Source organism: Streptomyces regalis (assembly GCF_001509475.1).
Taxonomy (GTDB): Bacteria; Actinomycetota; Actinomycetes; order Streptomycetales; family Streptomycetaceae; genus Streptomyces; species Streptomyces regalis.
On record NZ_LLZG01000231.1, the window covers coordinates 1 to 15,721 of the forward strand.

17 protein-coding genes and 1 pseudogene are annotated in these 15,721 nt (G+C 71.8%); 16 read left to right on the top strand and 2 right to left on the bottom strand.

Going from position 1 to position 15,721, the window contains the following annotated elements; genetic code table 11:
* Positions 1-106: 106 nt before the first annotated feature.
* A pseudogene (locus ADL12_RS49255) lies at positions 107-749 on the bottom strand (IS701 family transposase); the annotation flags it as partial.
* Positions 750-1,263: 514 nt separating this feature from the next.
* Between ADL12_RS49255 and ADL12_RS23065 the strand changes: the two are divergent.
* The 10 genes from ADL12_RS23065 (at position 1,264) to ADL12_RS56675 (ending at position 9,833) form a co-directional block, all read left to right on the top strand.
* Positions 1,264-2,268 carry a GlxA family transcriptional regulator gene (locus ADL12_RS23065; RefSeq protein ID WP_062704672.1) on the top strand — a complete coding sequence of 335 codons (1,005 nt, stop codon included), beginning with the start codon at positions 1,264-1,266 and terminating at the stop codon, positions 2,266-2,268.
* A complete protein-coding gene (locus tag ADL12_RS23070; protein ID WP_062704674.1) occupies positions 2,265-3,053 on the top strand; it encodes a DJ-1/PfpI family protein in 789 nt (262 codons plus the stop codon). Before ADL12_RS23065 ends, ADL12_RS23070 begins: the two co-directional genes overlap by 4 nt.
* Positions 3,054-3,116: 63 nt before the next feature.
* Positions 3,117-3,311 carry a hypothetical protein gene (locus ADL12_RS23075; protein WP_159053249.1) on the top strand — a complete coding sequence of 65 codons (195 nt, stop codon included), beginning with the start codon at positions 3,117-3,119 and terminating at the stop codon, positions 3,309-3,311.
* Positions 3,312-3,482: 171 nt separating this feature from the next.
* Positions 3,483-3,716 carry a hypothetical protein gene (locus ADL12_RS23080; protein ID WP_062704678.1) on the top strand — a complete coding sequence of 78 codons (234 nt, stop codon included), beginning with the start codon at positions 3,483-3,485 and terminating at the stop codon, positions 3,714-3,716.
* Positions 3,716-6,013, top strand: a complete 2,298-nt coding sequence (locus ADL12_RS23085; protein ID WP_062704681.1) for a heavy metal translocating P-type ATPase — start codon at positions 3,716-3,718, stop codon at positions 6,011-6,013. Before ADL12_RS23080 ends, ADL12_RS23085 begins: the two co-directional genes overlap by 1 nt.
* Positions 6,010-6,528 carry a copper chaperone PCu(A)C gene (locus ADL12_RS23090; RefSeq protein ID WP_062704683.1) on the top strand — a complete coding sequence of 173 codons (519 nt, stop codon included), beginning with the start codon at positions 6,010-6,012 and terminating at the stop codon, positions 6,526-6,528. Before ADL12_RS23085 ends, ADL12_RS23090 begins: the two co-directional genes overlap by 4 nt.
* Positions 6,529-7,019: 491 nt before the next feature.
* Positions 7,020-7,730: a hypothetical protein gene (locus ADL12_RS23095; RefSeq protein ID WP_062704685.1), complete on the top strand. Its 711-nt coding sequence runs from the start codon at positions 7,020-7,022 to the stop codon at positions 7,728-7,730.
* A gap of 362 nt (positions 7,731-8,092) precedes the next feature.
* Positions 8,093-8,734, top strand: a complete 642-nt coding sequence (locus ADL12_RS23100) for a sigma-70 family RNA polymerase sigma factor (RefSeq protein ID WP_062704687.1) — start codon at positions 8,093-8,095, stop codon at positions 8,732-8,734.
* Positions 8,735-9,005: 271 nt separating this feature from the next.
* On the top strand, positions 9,006-9,272 hold the full coding sequence (locus ADL12_RS56670) for a DJ-1/PfpI family protein (protein ID WP_244188017.1): 267 nt from the start codon (positions 9,006-9,008) through the stop codon (positions 9,270-9,272).
* A gap of 60 nt (positions 9,273-9,332) precedes the next feature.
* Entirely contained in the window at positions 9,333-9,833 is a 501-nt protein-coding gene (locus ADL12_RS56675) for a GlxA family transcriptional regulator (RefSeq protein ID WP_244188018.1), read from the top strand.
* Positions 9,834-9,881: 48 nt separating this feature from the next.
* Here ADL12_RS56675 and ADL12_RS23110 read toward each other — a convergent pair whose 3' ends face one another.
* The gene (locus ADL12_RS23110) at positions 9,882-10,274 is read right to left on the bottom strand and encodes a copper chaperone PCu(A)C (RefSeq protein WP_244188019.1); all 393 of its coding nucleotides are present in this window, start codon (positions 10,272-10,274) and stop codon (positions 9,882-9,884) included.
* Between the two features lie 313 nt (positions 10,275-10,587).
* Between ADL12_RS23110 and ADL12_RS23115 the strand changes: the two genes are divergently transcribed.
* From ADL12_RS23115 to ADL12_RS23135, 6 genes are all read left to right on the top strand, one after another.
* The gene (locus ADL12_RS23115) at positions 10,588-11,652 is read left to right on the top strand and encodes an ABC transporter substrate-binding protein (protein ID WP_107119999.1); all 1,065 of its coding nucleotides are present in this window, start codon (positions 10,588-10,590) and stop codon (positions 11,650-11,652) included.
* Positions 11,653-11,726: 74 nt separating this feature from the next.
* Positions 11,727-12,731 (top strand): FecCD family ABC transporter permease, encoded by a 1,005-nt coding sequence (locus tag ADL12_RS23120; protein ID WP_244188029.1) that lies wholly within the window; start codon positions 11,727-11,729, stop codon positions 12,729-12,731.
* 42 nt (positions 12,732-12,773) lie between these two features.
* A complete protein-coding gene (locus tag ADL12_RS23125; RefSeq protein WP_062704953.1) occupies positions 12,774-13,598 on the top strand; it encodes an ABC transporter ATP-binding protein in 825 nt (274 codons plus the stop codon).
* 55 nt (positions 13,599-13,653) lie between these two features.
* Positions 13,654-13,869: a hypothetical protein gene (locus ADL12_RS23130; protein WP_062704693.1), complete on the top strand. Its 216-nt coding sequence runs from the start codon at positions 13,654-13,656 to the stop codon at positions 13,867-13,869.
* 125 nt (positions 13,870-13,994) lie between these two features.
* Positions 13,995-14,192 (top strand): hypothetical protein, encoded by a 198-nt coding sequence (locus ADL12_RS54155; protein WP_159053250.1) that lies wholly within the window; start codon positions 13,995-13,997, stop codon positions 14,190-14,192.
* A 115-nt stretch (positions 14,193-14,307) separates the two neighbouring features.
* Positions 14,308-15,717 carry an MFS transporter gene (locus ADL12_RS23135; protein WP_062704695.1) on the top strand — a complete coding sequence of 470 codons (1,410 nt, stop codon included), beginning with the start codon at positions 14,308-14,310 and terminating at the stop codon, positions 15,715-15,717.
* The last annotated feature ends 4 nt before the right edge of the window (positions 15,718-15,721 follow it).

A 15,721-nucleotide genomic window follows, 5' to 3' on the forward strand; every position in this document is an offset into this window, starting at 1 on the left:
GAAACGGACGAGACCGTCCTGCCGACCGAACTCACCGCATAACCTCAAAACGAGATCACCGAATGGCCGTCGATACACCACTCCAGCGGACGTGACCATCGTTGCCGGCCTTGCAGATGCCGCGTCCGGCGGGGCGGATCCGCAGGGCGACGAACCGCGAGTACATGCGCTGAAGCCACTTTGGCTCTTGCCCGTCCGGGAGCCTTCCCGCCAGAACACCGGCCGTGTGGCCGGCCGGACGACTTCGATGACCAGGCCAGACGGAAGGCGGCGGCATCGCCGTGTCCGGCGTCCGCGACGACCAGGGGAACGTCGACGCCCCATGACCGGGCATCGTCGATCATGTCCAGGGCCAGCTGCCACTTCTCCACGTGCCCCGCCTGCGCCGGGATGCCGCAGCGGCCGCGGCGGGCAGTCTTGTCCGCATCGGCCTCCGGAGAGGCGGGATCCCAGGATGCGGGCAGGGACAGCCGCCAGTTGACAGCTGCGGAGGCGCGGTCATTGGCCAGGTGCAGTGAGACGCCCACCTGGCATTTGGTGACCTTGCCCGCGGTGCCGGTGTACTGCCGCGACACACACGCCGACGCATCCCCGTCCTTCAAAAAGCCGGTGTCATCCACGATCAATGCCTCCGGCCCGATCGCGTCCTGCATCCTCCAGGCGAGTCGGGCCCGCGCATGCGCGGGATCCGACGGGCTGGAGGTGATGAAGTGCGACTTGCGCCGCCCGTCCAGCAGCAGTCCGCGCACATTGCCCGTCCAGGGCAGCAGGCGCCCGGACGGCTGCCTGCGTCCCCCGCCGCTTATGCGCACCACCGCACGCTCGGTCAGCAGGGGGCTGAGGTCCGCGCCGGATGCCGCGACAGACATCGCGCGTCGAGGCGCCGAATGCCGCTCACGGCCCGTCAAGTAGAGCCGCCGTACCAGCGGGCTTTCCTGTCCTCTTGGGGGACGCGCACCCGTGTGGAGGACGGTCGGCGCCGAGGCGGCGGCGCCTGGGCGGGCACGCGGACGGAGCGGCCGGGCGAAGGAACCGCGGGATCGGCTCGAAGAGCCGGGCGATGAGGTGAGACGTCAGCCTACTTTCTCGCGACTGCGCTGTGTGGTGAGTCCTCGCAGAATGAGGTCGCCGCCGGCTGGGCTGCTAGGGAAACGACGGTTTTCCACCGGCCGGCCGGACCGACGCGCCGTCAGGCGGCCCCTGCGGCCTCCTCCAAAGCGTGCCCGGTGCGACACCACGCCTCTGAATGTGCTGCCATCAGGCATGGACAGCAGCCGACGCGTACTCATCGTCGCCTATGACAACGCCCAGATCCTCGACATCGCCTCGCCCAGCAGTGCGTTGGACATCGCCAACTGGTTCGGTGCGAGCCCGCCGTACTCCATCGAGCTGGGCACCCTCGGCGGTCGGGCCACCCGGAGTTCGGCGGGGATCTGGGTGGGCGGGGGGCAGGACCTGGAAACGGTCGGGGGATTCCTGGACACGCTGCTGGTCGTGGGCGGCCTCGGCTGCGAGGGCGCGGCGGCGGACGAGAGACTGCTGGCCCAGGTGCGGCGGCTGGCCGAAAACAGCCGGCGCGTGGCCTCCGTCTGCACCGGCGCCTATGTGCTGGCCGCCGCGGGGCTGTTGGACGACCGCAGAGCCACGACTCACTGGCGGTGGGGGGAACGGCTGGCCGAGCGGCACCCCTCGGTGGCCGTCGACGTGGACCCGATCCGCATACGCGACGGCAACGTCTACACCTCCGCCGGCGTCACCAGCGCCCTCGATCTGACGCTGGAGCTGATCGAGGACGACCACGGACCGACCCTGGCCCGGGCCGTCGCCCGAGAACTCGTCACCCAGGTGCACCGTCCCGCTGACCAGGCGCAGATCTCTCTGTATCTGTCCGCTCCGCCGCCGGAGGACCGGCTGGTGCGGGACCTGATGGGCTACGTCGTCGGCCATGTGGCCGAGGACCTCTCACCGTCGGCGCTTGCGGCCCGGGCGGGGGTCAGCGTCCGGCACCTGACCCGGCTCTTCGGCGCACACCTCGCGACCACTCCGGCACGGGCCGTGCGCGTGGCGCGCACCGAGGCGGCAGCGCAGCTGGTCAGGAACAGCGGACTGCCGATGGCGGCGATCGCCCGCCGCTGCGGTTTCGGATCGGCGGAGACAATGCGGCAGGCGTTTCTGGACCGCTACGGGGTAACGGGGGACACGCTTCGCAGGATGCCGGACATGCCGGCCCCGCGCGTCGCACCGAGGCACGAGACTCTCGTGCCATGACGCATTCGACGGCACGTAGAAACGTTCTCCGCGGCACGGTGGCTGCCGCCGCCCTCGCTGCAACGGCAGCGGCCCCGACCGGAGCAGCACAGGCGACCCCGGCCGGGACCGCGCCCGCCGACGCGAAGGGCCGCTCGGGACCGACCATCGGCATCCTGATATTCGACGGCTACAGCATGCTGGACCCCACCGGCCCGGCAGAGGTCCTCTCCCGGATACCGGACGCGACCGTGATGATGATCGCCGAGCAGCGCGGCCCGGTCCGTACGGACACTGGCGACGTGGCCCTGATAGCCGAGCGTTCCCTCGCCGAGGTCGGCCATCTCGACGTCCTGCTCGTGTCGGGCGGGGGCTACCGCGGTATGGACGAGGCGTTGGAGAACCGGACCATCCTGAACTTCATCCGCGAAACCCACCGGCACACCCGCTGGACCACCTCCGTGTGCAGCGGCGGCCTCCTTCTCGCCGCCGCCGGCTTGCTGAAGGGCCGCAAGGCCGCCGTCCACTGGCTCGCCGCCGAGCAACTCCAGAAGAGGTTCGGCGTGACCTACTCGCCGCAGCGCTACGTACACTCCGGCAAGATCATCACCTCCGCCGGAGTGTCGGCGGGCGTGGACATGTCCCTGTACCTCGCGTCCCTGATCGCGGGAGAGGACACGGCGAGGGCGATCCAGCTCGCCATCGAGTACGACCCGCAGCCGCCCTTCGACTCGGGCAACGCGGCGGAGGCGAGCGACGAACTGAAGCGACGGGCAGCGGAGTTGCTGTCGGCGTCCGAGGTGTAGGAGGGGGCGTGATTCCGAGTGAGATCCCGGTTGGCCCGCTCGCGTTAGCGAGCGGTGCCTTCCGTGACGGTCCTCTCACTGCTGATTCCGGGCAGACTCGTCTCCGGTGCCACCTTGGCGCTGGTGATGGCGATGGCGATGGCGAGGCAATCGACGTACCGCGACGACCTCGACGGCGACACTGCGCCGGCTGAGGCAGTGAACCGTACAGCCCGTACCTGCGAGGTGGACGAGGGGCACGCCCCCGAGGCGGACTGACACGGACAATCGCGCGGCCTCGCGCCGAAGGCCCGGGGTATGGCGTGACGCGCGCCACACGGGCGTACGGAACTCCACCTTCTCCGGGCCCGACCTCTGTAAAGGGTACGGGCACGGGATCCGGCGTGATCCCGTGCCCGGACCATCTGACAGATGTAAGGAGCCCCGATAATGGAAGAGCCCCAGCAGTCCTCCCCCGAGCACGTTTTCGCGCTGCGGAGACTGGTGCCGCCGCCCGCCCTCTGCGGTTTCCTTCTGCTGCTAGCCCTGGTCTTCACGGTGTCATACGCCGCCGGAGCCGCCGTCGGCCCCGTCGCGCCCGACATGCAGCGCTCCGGAACGAGCGGCGAGGGCACTGGTGGCACGGAGGGCGGCATGGACATGCAGCACGGGAGTGGCGGCTGATGACCACGGAGCCGACCACCTCTCTGGTGACCACCGACCTGACCGTCGGCGGGATGACCTGCGCGGCATGCGTGCGGCGGGTGGAGAAGAAGCTCGCGAAGCTGGAGGGCGTGAACGCGACGGTCAATCTGGCCACTGGGGGCGCCAGGGTGAGCCATCCGCCGCACATCAGCCCCGACGAACTCATGGCGACGGTCGAGCAGGCCGGATACACGGCCGTGCTGCCTGAGCCTCCAAAGCAGCAGCGCGAGGAGGGCCAGGGCGGGGAGTCCGACGGCATCCGGCAGGAGCTTGAACGGCTGGTGATCACGACGCTGCTCGCGGTGCCGGTGCTCGTGCTGTCCATGGTGCCCGACTTGCAGTTCCGTGCCTGGCAGTGGCTGTGTTTCGTGCTGGCCGCGCCGGTCGCGGTGTGGAGCGCGTGGCCGTTCCACGTGCGGGCGCTGCGCGGGCTGCGGCACTCGACGGCGACCATGGACACCCTGGTCTCGCTGGGCGTGGCGGCATCCTTCACCTGGTCGGTGTACGCGCTCTTCTTCGGCGGCGCGGGCGTGCTGGGTATGACGATGCCGTTCAGCCTGCTGCCTGAAGCCTCCGGCGGCATCGCTCACGTCTACCTCGAAGTGGCCGTCGTCGTACCGCTGTTCGTGCTCACCGGGCGGTTCCTGGAAGCGCGGGCCAGGAACGGCACCGGGGCGGCCCTGCGGTCGCTGGCCCAAATCGCCGCGAAAGAAGTGGCGGTACGCGAGGGCGGGGCCGAGCGGCTCATCCCCGTCGAGGAGTTGAGGGTCGGGCAGGTCTTCGTCGTCCGCCCCGGCGAGCGCGTCGCCACCGACGGCGTGGTGACGGAGGGCAACTCCGCCGTGGACCTTTCCCTGGTCACCGGGGAGAGCGAGCCGGTCGAGACCGGGCCGGGTTCGGCCGTGGTCGGCGGGGCGGTCAACGCCGGCGGACGCATGCTCGTACGGGCCACCGCGGTCGGTGCGGACACACAGCTTGCCCGCATCACCCGGCTGGTGACCGAGGCACAGGCGGGCAAGGCGCGGGCGCAGCGGCTGGCGGACGCGGTGGCCGGGGTGTTCGTGCCGGTGGTGCTGGCGCTCGCCGTGACCGTGCTCGGGTTCTGGCTGGGCGCCGGGGCCGATCCGCAGGCCGCCGTCACCGTATGCGTGGCCGTCCTGGTGGTGGCGTGCCCGTGTGCGCTGGGGCTGGCTACGCCGACCGCGCTGATGGCCGCCACCGGACGCGGTGCCCAGCTCGGTGTCCTGGTCCGGGGCCCGCAGGCCCTGGAAGGGTTGCAGCACATCGACACGGTCGTGCTCGACAAGACCGGCACTCTCACCTCCGGCCACATGACCGTCGCCCGGGTCACGGCCGTGCCGGACGGGCTCGGGCGCGAGACGGTGCTGCGGCTGGCCGGTGCGGTGGAGCAGGGCTCGGAGCACCCGCTGGGCCGGGCGATCGTCGCGTGTGCCACGGGGGTGTCCCCGCGCGAGCGTGTCCGAGCGTCGGGGAGTGCACCGCCCGGGCCGGGCACGCTGCCGGAGGTGAGTGACTTCGCCGCGACGGCGGGCGAGGGCGTGCGCGGCCGGGTCGAGGGGCGGCTGGTCGAAGTCCTCGCGCCGGACGACGAGTTGCCCGCCGCCCTCACCGACGCGCTGCGGGCGGCGGAGGCCGGCGTCAACACCCCCGTCCTGGTCCGGGTCGACGGGGTCGCCGAGGCGCTGATCGAGGTCGGAGACGTCGTACGTCCCGGCAGTTACCAGGCCGTGGACGGGCTGCGGCGACTCGGTGTGCGCCCGGTGCTCGCCACCGGCGACCGGGAGGCACCGGCGCAGGCGGTCGCCGCCGCGCTCGGCATCGAGGAGGTGCACGCCCGCTGCACCCCCGAGGACAAGGCCGGCCTCGTACGGGAGTTGAGGGAACAGGGCTGCCGGGTCGCGGTCGTCGGCGACGGCGTCAACGACGCCGCCGCACTCGCCGGTGCCGATCTCGGTATCGCCATGGGAGGCGGCACGGATGCGGCGATCGGGGCCGCCGATGTGACACTCGTACGCGGTGACATCGAGGCCCTCGGCGACGCGGTCCGGCTCGCCCGGCGCACTCTGGGCACGATCCGCGTCAACCTCCTGTGGGCGTTCGGCTACAACGTGGTGACCGTGCCGCTCGCCATGGTCGGACTGCTGAACCCGATGCTCGCCGCTGCGGCCATGTCGGTGAGCTCCCTGCTGGTGGTCGGAAACAGCCTGCGCCTGCGGGCCTGGCAGCCGTCGCGGGTTCGGGGCCGTACGCGATGACCGGACAACCTCTGTGGCGGCCGACCCGCCACCGAGTCACCGACACCCTGATCGCCGCGCTCGCGCCCGTCGCCGCGTGCAGCGTCGCCCTCGGGGGTCTGACCACCTGGGTCACCCAGGGCAACGCGGGCAGCCCCGCACGGATCGCGGTCACCGACGGGCGCGTCTACCTCCCGTTCGGCGACACCCGGGAGACCGCCGCGTTCTTCCGCATCACCAACTCCGGCGGCGCGGACGACCGGCTGCTGAAGGTCACGTCCTCCGTCGGCGGCGACCCCACGCTCAGCCGCCACCGCATGACCGGCGGGCGGGCGGCGTACGGGCAGACGGTGGACTCCGCCGCCGTCCCGGCCGGCGACAGCCTCGCCATGTCCCCGTACGGCACGGATGTGACGCTGCGGGCGCAGGAGACGTGGCGCGAGGGTGACGCCGTGCCGTTCACGCTGCACTTCGCGCGCAGCGGGTCGATCAGGGCCCTTGCGGTGGTCGTCCGCCCGGGCACGGACGGGGAGTGACCGGCGGCCTGCCCGGTGGACTCGGCGCGGATACGGCAGTGTTCGGGGTGCTGTGGCGGGCTGCCCGCACAGGTCGTGGCTGCGCCGGCCGGCGATGAGGCACGCTTCGACCTGCAGTGCCGGCCCGTGGCTGCTGCTGCGGGCCGGGACGCGGTGAGTCGCGGCTGTGATGCCTGCGATGTCGGGGCAGCCCAGGTCGGCGTCCTTTTCAGCGAGCATGCCGACCGTGTACAAGGTGACGGCGTCCTCGCAGAAAGAGCGAAGGGCGGGGCGGTGCCCTGCCGACACGGTGGCTCCGGCGGGAAGACGCGCGACCGAGTGGACGGCGAGGGCCGGGAGAAACCCCGCCTTCACCTGTCGGCCGAAGCGTGCGCCGAGTTCCGGCCCGTTGGCGTGTTCTGCATCACCGGCCCGGGATTGAGTGGAGCACGGGGGCCTGTTCCGTACCCCTCCTTGGCGACGGAATCCCGGATGCGAGGATGAGGGCCGTCATGACAGCTGGGCGGTGTGGGCGCACGATACGGGCCGCGGTGTTCGCGGCCGTCTGTGTGCTGCTCGCTGCTCTCGGGCACGTCCTGATGTCCGGCGCCGCCGTCTCATGGTGGGCACTGACGGCCGGACTTGCCGTCACGGGCGGTGCGGGCTGGTGCCTCGCGGGCCGTGAGCGCGGACTCCCGCTGGTCGTGTCCCTGGTCGTGGTCACCCAGGGCGTGCTCCACTCGGTCTTCGAACGAGCGCAGTCGACGGCCACGAGCGCAGCCGGACCGGACATCACGCCGCCCGGCTCCGGGGGCCAGGGACACGCCATGGAGTCCATGGGCCACGACATGAGCGCCATGCCCATGGACTCCATGGACATGGGGCACATGGCCATGGACCACGCGGCGCACATGGGGCACATGGGCTCCATGGGCCACGACATGGGCGGCATGTCGTCGTTCGGCATGCTGGCCGCCCACACGCTCGCCGCGCTGCTGTGCGGCCTGTGGCTGGCCCATGGGGAGCGTGCCGCATTCCGTGTCCTGCGGGCCGTCGCCGGCTGGCTGGCCGCACCCCTGCGGCTGCTGTTCGCTGTTGTCGCGCCACCACGCCGACTGCGCGTCCGGCGGCACCGCGCCCGCTCGGAACGAGTGCCACGGCGCCTTCTTCTCGTTCACTCGATCACTCCTCGGGGGCCTCCGGCCAGGACCGCTGTCGTCTGAGACAGCCGGTTCCCCGGGGCCCTAAGCGACCCCGGGGAAGTTCAGGCACGCCCCCACGCCGCCCGGCACGCACTCTCGCCGCACCGGCCAAAGGCCCAAGTAGCTCCGCTACAAGGACCTTCGTCCGGCACGCCGAGAGCACGCACCGAACGCCGCGGGAACGCACCCGCACTTCCCCGGACCCGCTTAGCCAGGTGTCGTGTCATCGACGCCCGCGCCTCGGGCAACGGCCGTACGCGTCGTACGGCCGTCTCCCCTTCACTCCCGGACCCATCCGCAAGCGGTGTCACGTGGCCGTCGTGCCTCAGCACGGTCGTGCGCGCCGCCGTGCCGGATGCCGGATGACCCGAGAAGGACATCAGGTGATCACTCCTGTTCTGCCCGCCTCCCGCGACAAACGCAGAGAGGCGGACAAAGACGGTGCACAGGCGTCGTTCGACGAGTCGACGACCGCCTGGGCGCTCGCCGCCCGCGCCGGCGACCCGGCCGCCGTCGACCGTTTCGTACGGGCCCTGCACCCCGACGTCGTCCGTTATGTCGCGCATCTGTCCTCCGATCCCCAGGCCGCCGATGACCTGGCCCAGGACACGTTCCTGAGGGCACTCGGCAGCCTGCACCGGTTCGAGGGGCGCTCCTCGGCGCGGGCGTGGCTGCTGTCCATCGCACGCCGCGCGGTGATCGACAGTTACCGGTACGCCGCCGCCCGGCCACGTCTGTGCGCCACGGACGACTGGAGAGCGACGGTCGAAAGCGCCCAGCCGAGCGGTCTGCCCGGCTTCGAAGACGGCATCGCCCTGCTCGACCTGCTGGACGCGCTGCCCGGCGAGCGCCGTGAGGCGTTCGTTCTCACCCAGTTGATCGGGCTGCCTTACGCGGAGGCGGCCCAGGCCAGTGGCTGCCCCATCGGAACGGTCCGCTCACGCGTGTCCCGTGCCCGGGCAACGCTCATCGAGCTGCTGGCCGAGGCCGAGGCGACGGCCGAGCCGGCCCCGCTGGCCGCGTGATCGAAGGGCGCCGGGCCGTCCGTTCGAAGCGCGGGCCAGGCGCCCTTCCTCTCGCCGAACAGTTCCGAGCACCCCCATGGATGACAGTCGCGCGCAGGATGATGCGCGTAAGAGCGAGGTCGTGATGAACCGCCGAAACCATACGAGCGAGCAGCAGCCCCACCTGGTGCTCATCCTGCTTTTCGACGGGGCCCAGAGCCTCGGCTTCTCAGGGCCCGCCGATGTCTTCGCCGCTGCGGGCGAGATGAGCTCAGGAGCCTGCCGGTACTAGGTGCGGACAGCCTCCTTGGACGGCGGTCCCGTCCGTGTGTCCGGCGGACTCACCGTCCGGCCGGACCACGGCACGATGGACGTGGCCGAGGCCGGCACGCTGATCGTGCCGGGCACGGACGGCATCCCTGCCCTCGATCGGGCGATCGTCGACGCGGTGGGTTCCCTGGCCCGGCGGGCCCGGCGCGTGGCCTCGGTGGACACTGGCGCCTTCCTCCTCGCCGATGCCGGGCTTCTCGACGGCCGCAGGGCAGCCACGCACTGGTAGTTCGCGGACGAACTCACCCGCCGGTACCCGGCGGTCGAGGCCGACGCACGGGACACGGTGGTGCGGGACGGCCGCGTCACGACCTCCGGGGGCGCCGCCTCCGGCCTCGACCTGGCTCTCGCCCTCGTGGAGGACGACCTGGGCGGCGAGGCAGCCCAGAAGGTCGCCCGGTCCCTGGTCACGTACCAACGCAGGCCGGGCGGTCAGCTCCAGTTCGCCGAGCCGCTCGGCCCCGGCGCGCGCAGCCCGGTGCTGCGCGCGGTGCAACGGCGGATCCTCGCCGACCCGGGCAGCGACCTGTCGATCCGCTCCCTGTCCCGTCAGGCCGGCATCTCCGAGCGCCACTTCACCCGCCTGTTCCGCGCCCAGGTCGGCATGTCGGCGCGGGAGTACGTCGAGCGGGCCCGGGTGGCAGCCGCCTCCCGCCTCCTCACCGAGACGCCCCGCAGCCCCGAGTCCATCGCCCGCGAGACGGGGTTCGGGACGCAGGCCACGATGCTCAGGTCGTTCCAACGGGTGCTGCGGATCTCGCCCCTCGACTACCGGGAACGCTTCTCCTGACACGGACGGACAGCCAATCCCGGCGTGGTGGGCACCGGTACAGCCGGGTCATCTCGCGCCGGTGGTCACGGGTACCCGGACACCGACCCTTCCGCTGTACCGGAACCACAGGTTGTAGAGCACTTCCCGGCCCGGCTTCAGCACAGGCGGATCCACGATCAGGACGCCCAGACCATCCGGGGCCATGCGCACGGTGCCGCCCGCCGGAACGTCGACGGACCACACCTGTTCCGTGAGCCCCGCCCGCTCCCGGCCTCCGGCGCGGCGGATGGCGCTGACTCCCAGCTCCGGCGAGTCCGCGTACAGGAGCGTGTCCCGCGAGACGCCGGTGTTGCGGATCTCGAAGTAGGCGGCGGTGGAACTCGCGCCCCTGGGCGGAGCGATGATCCGGGCGTCCACGACCGTGATCCGGGGCGGAGGATCGCCGGCCAGGCCGGTCATGGTGTAGGCGGTCAGCAGGATCAGAGCCGCGCAGCACGCGCCGAGGGGTGCCGCGGCGGACCGCAGCGTGCTCGTGAACAGACTTCTCGGCGTCGAACGCGTCCCACGTGTCCTACTCGTCCCAAGTGCCGGACGCATCGGGCTCTTCAGGCTCCTCCGCTTCACACCTCAGTAGTCGCGGCGCTCCCTCCCGGGGTTCCGGCAGCGGATGAACCGGCACCTCAAATGGCGGGAACCCACACGGAGTCCGCCCCGACTACTGGAACGGGTGGCAGAGGTCCGCCCGTGCCCGAGTGGATCCTGGAGAGTTTCGATGCGTTCTCGCGTGTGGTGGGGTACGACGGCCGTGGTAATCGGCGGCTTGCTGGCGGCGGGCTGCGGCGGCGGGGACGGCGGCGGGGCGAGCCCCGCTGCCGGAAAGGCTGCCTCTGACGACTACCCGGTGACCGTCACCGACTGCACGGGAGCCAAGACCACGTTCTCCGAGGCTCCGCAGAAGATCGTCACCAGCAATGCCTCCAGCCTGGAGTTGCTGCTCCGGCTGGGAGCCGGGGACCAGGTGATCGGCACCGGCTTCCCGCCCGGCAAGGGCACGCTGCCCGGCGAGCTGGACGCTCCGGCGCAGAAGGTCAACGTGCTCAGCCAGACCGTGATCCCCAAGGAGAAACTGCTCGGTTCCGGCGCCGACCTGTACATCGACACCTTCGCCAACATGAACATGGGCGGCGGGATGGGCGACGCGCCGACCGAGGCGGAGTTCAAGGCCGCCGGGATCAAGCACATCTACCTGAAGTCCACCGCCTGCGCGGCGCAGAGCAAGAGCCCCGTCACCGACCTGACGGCCGTCGAGGAGGACATCACCTCCCTCGGTGCCGTCACCGGCACTTCGGCGAAAGCGAAAGAACTCGTCACGAGCATGAAGGAGAAAGCGGACGCCGTACGGAAGGCCGTCGGCGGCACGGCCGAGGCCGAGCGGCCGACGTACTTCTTCTTCGACTACGACGCCGGCACCAAGCAGCCCATGGCCGTCTGCAACCGGCAGATCGCCAACGCGGTGATCACCCAGGCCGGGGCCCGCAACGTCTTCGCCGACTGCGACGGCGACTTCAAACCGGTCGGCTGGGAGGACGTGATCGCCAAGAACCCTGACTGGATCCAGCTGGGCGTGCGCAACCGGGGCGGCGAGGCCGCGAACAAGAAGGCGTTCGACGAGGCCCAGAAGTGGCTGGAGACGAACTCCGCCACCAAGGGGCTGGAGGCGGTCAAGGAGGGGCACTTCCTGCGGATCGGCTCCGAGCAGACCACCATCGCCGGGGTCGAGAACGCCGACACGGTCGAGGCGATCGCCAGCGCTCTGTACCCCGGCAAGGTCGGCTGACCGTGATCGACGCTCTGCTCAGCCGACAGCGCACGGACGCCCGCAGGCAGGCGCGTTCGGTGCCCGCCGGCCCCATGGCCGCGGTCCTCGCCGTGGCACTGCTCGTCGCTCTCACGGCGGCGGTCTCCTGGGGCTCGACGTCCATCGCGCCGGGTGAGGTGTGGGGCGTGGTGGGGCGGCGGCTCTCCGGAGAGGCCCCCCGGCCGGGCACGGACGACCTCATCGTGTGGCAACTGCGCGTCCCCCGAGCCCTGCTCGCCGCCCTCGTCGGTGCCGGGCTCGGTCTCGTCGGTACGGCGATGCAGGCTCTCGTACGCAACCCGCTGGCCGACCCCTACTTCCTGGGCATCTCCAACGGAGCCTCCCTCGGGGCGGTCGCCGCGATCGTGCTCGGCGTCGGGACGGGCGGGGCACTGGGCCTCGGCCTGTCGGGCGCGGCGTTCGCCGGGGCGCTGGCGACGTTCGCGCTGGTGTGGACGGTGGCCCGGCGCCGTGGGGGCTTCGCCCCACTGCGGCTGGTGCTGGCCGGGGTGGCGATCGGCCAGTTCCTGTCCGGCTTCACCAGTTATCTCGTTCTCCAGGCCGGCGACGAGCAGCAGACGCAGAGCGTGCTGTTCTGGCTCATGGGGAGTCTGAGCGGGGCGAGTTGGCAGCTGCTCGCCGTACCCGCCGTCGCCGTACCCGCCACCCTGGTGTGGCTCCAGGCGCGCGCCCGGGCGCTCAACGCCCTGCTCATGGGTGACGAGACGGCTGCTGGGCTCGGCGTCGACGCCGCCCGGCTGCGCCGTGAGCTGTTCACCGCGACCAGCCTGCTGACCGGCGTCCTGGTCGCGGTGTCCGGTGCCATCGCCTTCGTCGCGCTGATGGTGCCGCACGCCTGCCGCCTGGTCGTCGGCGGCGACCACCGCCGACTGCTTCCGGTCTCGGCGCTGTTCGGGGCGCTGCTGCTGGTGGTGGTCGACATCGTGTGCCGTACCGCCATGGACACGCAGGAGCTGCCGGTCGGGGTCGTCACCTCGCTGATCGGCGCACCGGCGCTGCTGTACCTGCTGGACCGGCGCCTGGGAAGCGGCAGTTGAGGATCCGGAGGAGTGGCAGTTGAGGAGCTGGGGGAGCAGAAGTTGAGGATCGACGTCGAGGACCTGCACATCGCCTACGACGGCCGTACGGTCGTGGCCGGGGCGCACCTCATTGCCGCCGAAGGCGAGATCACCGGCCTGGTCGGACCGAACGGCAGCGGAAAGTCCTCGCTCCTGCGGACCGTCTACCGCCACCTGAAACCCGTCGGCGGGCGCGTCCTGCTCGACGGCACCGACCTGCGAGAGCTGAGCCCTGTCCAGGCGGCCCGGCGGGTGGCCGCGCTCCCGCAGGAGCGGGGCGGCGACTTCGAGCTGACCGTGCGCGAGGTCGTCGCCATGGGCCGCACCCCGTACAAGCGGGCCTTCGCCGCGGAGGACGCCACCGACCGGGACGTCGTCTCGAAGGCGCTCGCCGACGTCGGCATGGCGGACCACACCGGGCGCCGCTTCACGGAGCTGTCCGGCGGCGAACGCCAACGCGTCCTGCTGGCCCGTGCCTTCGCCCAGCAGACGGACGTCCTGGTCCTGGACGAGCCCACCAACCACCTGGACATCCGCCACCAGGTGGAACTGCTCGCCCTGCTGCGCGCCCAGCGCCGTACGACGCTGGTGTCGCTGCACGACCTCAACGCCGCCGCGTCCGTGTGCGACCGGCTGCACGTCCTGCACGAGGGAAACGTGGTCGCGTCCGGACCGCCCCGCGAGGTGCTCATCCCTGCCCTGCTGGCCGAGGTGTTCGGCGTACACGCGGCCGTGGTGGAACATCCGCTGACCGGCGATCCCCTGATCGCCTTCGACCACCGGGCCCCGGCGGACGGACCGGTACTCCCGAGAAGCGGCCCCACTACTGCACGAGTCGGCTCGTGAGGCGGCTGAGTTCCCGGGATCCGGCGTGAGATGCCCCATCCGGGCCGTCCGGGGCATGACCGACGTCGATGGCCTGACCCCGATGGCTGCATTCTGCGGCAACTGCGACTGCGGATGCCCGCAGCTGTTCGTCGACCCGGCCGCGCCGACGGAGCGGCGCGTGGTGCTCACGGATGACTTCGGACAGCGGGTGCAGATGAGCGCCGACCAGTTCGCGTCGCTCGTCGCGGACGCCAAGTCCGGCACACTGGACGGCGTGGCCACTGCCTGACCTCCGGCCGCGGCTCTTGCGGCCTCTCCCTCCGGTTGGTGCGGACAGGGCGGGGCCGGTACAGGCGTACTGGCACGAGGGAAGGACTCCTCCCGAGCTCGGGCCGGCGAGGTGGGTCCGGGCCCTTGACCGCCGCCGGCCTGGGCTGCCGGCCGGCGGCTGCGGCCGGCTGGTCGTGGCCCCCCGGCGCCCTGGTCGGCTGTGCCGCCGGGGCGGCACTCGCTGCCGTGCTGTATCTGCTGGTGGAGACGGCGATACGAGGCCCGCGAGCAGTGCGCCGCCAGGGCCGAGGCGCGGCAGACCTGAGGCGCCGCGCCCCTTGAACTTCCTTCCTCCCCACGCCTTTTCGGCCAGATCCGGGAACTGACCCGAGCGCTTCCCCGACCTGTGGGACGAGGCTGCTGTCCGGCAGCCCACCCGCGAGGGAAGGGGCGGAGAGTGACGGACCACGCTTCCGGTTCGGAGCGGCCCGGTCACATACCCGCGGTCGAGGACCGCTGGCTCCTGGTGGCCGTGGCGGGCTTGCTGTCGTTCGTGGCGATGCTCGACATGAACATCGTCAACGTGGCGCTCGCCGACATCTCCGAGGGGCTGCACGTCTCGGCCGCGACGGCCCAATGGGCGGTGCTGGGCTACCAGCTTCCGGTCGTCGCTCTGCTGTTGCCCGTCGGCCGGTGGCTGGACGGTGTGGGCCTGCGTCCCGCGCTGCTGGCCGCGACCGGTGGCTTCACGCTGTGCAGTGCGCTGGCGGCCGCCTCCCCGTGGGCGGCCTGGCTGATCGCCGCCCGGATCGGGCAGGGCGCGTGTGGTGCGGTGCTGTTCGTGCTGATGCCGGTGCTGGCGATGCGCGCCGTACGCCCTCAGGTGCGCGGCCGGGCGATGAGCGTGCCCGCGACGCTCGGCCCGCTGGGCGCGGTGGCCGGTCCGGCGATGGGCGGGCTGCTGCTGGACCAGCTGGGCTGGCGCTCGGTCTTCCTGGTGAAGATCCCGCTCTGCCTGCTGGCGCTGGTCGTGGCCTGGAAGGCGATGCCTCGTGACGGCCGCCTGCGCCGGCCCGACCGGCGGTCTTCGGCCGACACGGCGCTGGCCGCCACCGGCATGACAGTTCTGCTGCTGTCTCTGACCCTGGCCTCCGACGCCTCCGCGTGGCTGTTGCTCACGCTCGCAGCCGTACCGCCGCTGTGGTGGTGGCTGCGCGGACCGGGTGGTCGTCCGGTGGCCGGCGTGCTGCGGGAGGCGCGGCTGCTGCGAGCGCACGGCGCGGTGCTGGCGCTGGCGGCCGGGTTCGCCGCGATGCACTACGTCGTCGCCCTGCACCTTCAGCGCGACGACGGCGTGAGCGCCACCACGACCGGGCTGACCGTGCTCGCCTTCCCGCTCGGTATGGCGCTGGCCGGACCACTCGGCGGACGACTGGCCGACCGGTACCGTCCGCAGCCCGTCGCCGTGGCAGGCGCCATGCTCACCTCCGTCGGACTGCTCCTGCTGATCCCCCTCGGCGACACCTGGTCGCCGCCCGATGTGGCCTGGCGCCTCGCACTGGCCGGGATCGGCATGGGCCTGGGCGGTGGCCCGACCCAGGCCCTGGTGATGGGCGCCGCCCCACCGGACCGGGCCGCCACCGTCGGTTCGGCCGTACAACTCGCCCGCAGCCTCGGCTTCACGCTCGGCCCGGCCCTGGCCACCGCCACGTGGGCGCTGGCCGGGGCGGACGGCGGCGTACGGGCCTCCCTGGTGCTCGCCGCGGTGGCCGCCTGTCTTGCCGTGCCCCTGCTGGCGCTGCCCGGCCGACGGCCGACCGCCATCCCCGAGAAGACGACCGACGCGGCGCCTGCCGCCCCTCACTGACCCA

Bases quoted from the DNA above. Each gene is read 5' to 3' on its own strand.
- ADL12_RS23065 (WP_062704672.1), top strand. From the start codon at position 1,264: ATGGACAGCAGCCGACGCGTACTCATCGTCGCCTATGACAACGCCCAG.
- ADL12_RS23120 (WP_244188029.1), top strand. From the start codon at position 11,727: ATGGCCGCGGTCCTCGCCGTGGCACTGCTCGTCGCTCTCACGGCGGCG.
- ADL12_RS23070 (WP_062704674.1), top strand. From the start codon at position 2,265: ATGACGCATTCGACGGCACGTAGAAACGTTCTCCGCGGCACGGTGGCT.
- ADL12_RS23090 (WP_062704683.1), top strand. From the start codon at position 6,010: ATGACCGGACAACCTCTGTGGCGGCCGACCCGCCACCGAGTCACCGAC.
- ADL12_RS23130 (WP_062704693.1), top strand. From the start codon at position 13,654: ATGACCGACGTCGATGGCCTGACCCCGATGGCTGCATTCTGCGGCAAC.
- ADL12_RS23080 (WP_062704678.1), top strand. From the start codon at position 3,483: ATGGAAGAGCCCCAGCAGTCCTCCCCCGAGCACGTTTTCGCGCTGCGG.
- ADL12_RS23095 (WP_062704685.1), top strand. From the start codon at position 7,020: ATGACAGCTGGGCGGTGTGGGCGCACGATACGGGCCGCGGTGTTCGCG.
- ADL12_RS23115 (WP_107119999.1), top strand. From the start codon at position 10,588: ATGCGTTCTCGCGTGTGGTGGGGTACGACGGCCGTGGTAATCGGCGGC.
- ADL12_RS23085 (WP_062704681.1), top strand. From the start codon at position 3,716: ATGACCACGGAGCCGACCACCTCTCTGGTGACCACCGACCTGACCGTC.
- ADL12_RS23110 (WP_244188019.1), bottom strand. From the start codon at position 10,274: ATGACCGGCCTGGCCGGCGATCCTCCGCCCCGGATCACGGTCGTGGAC.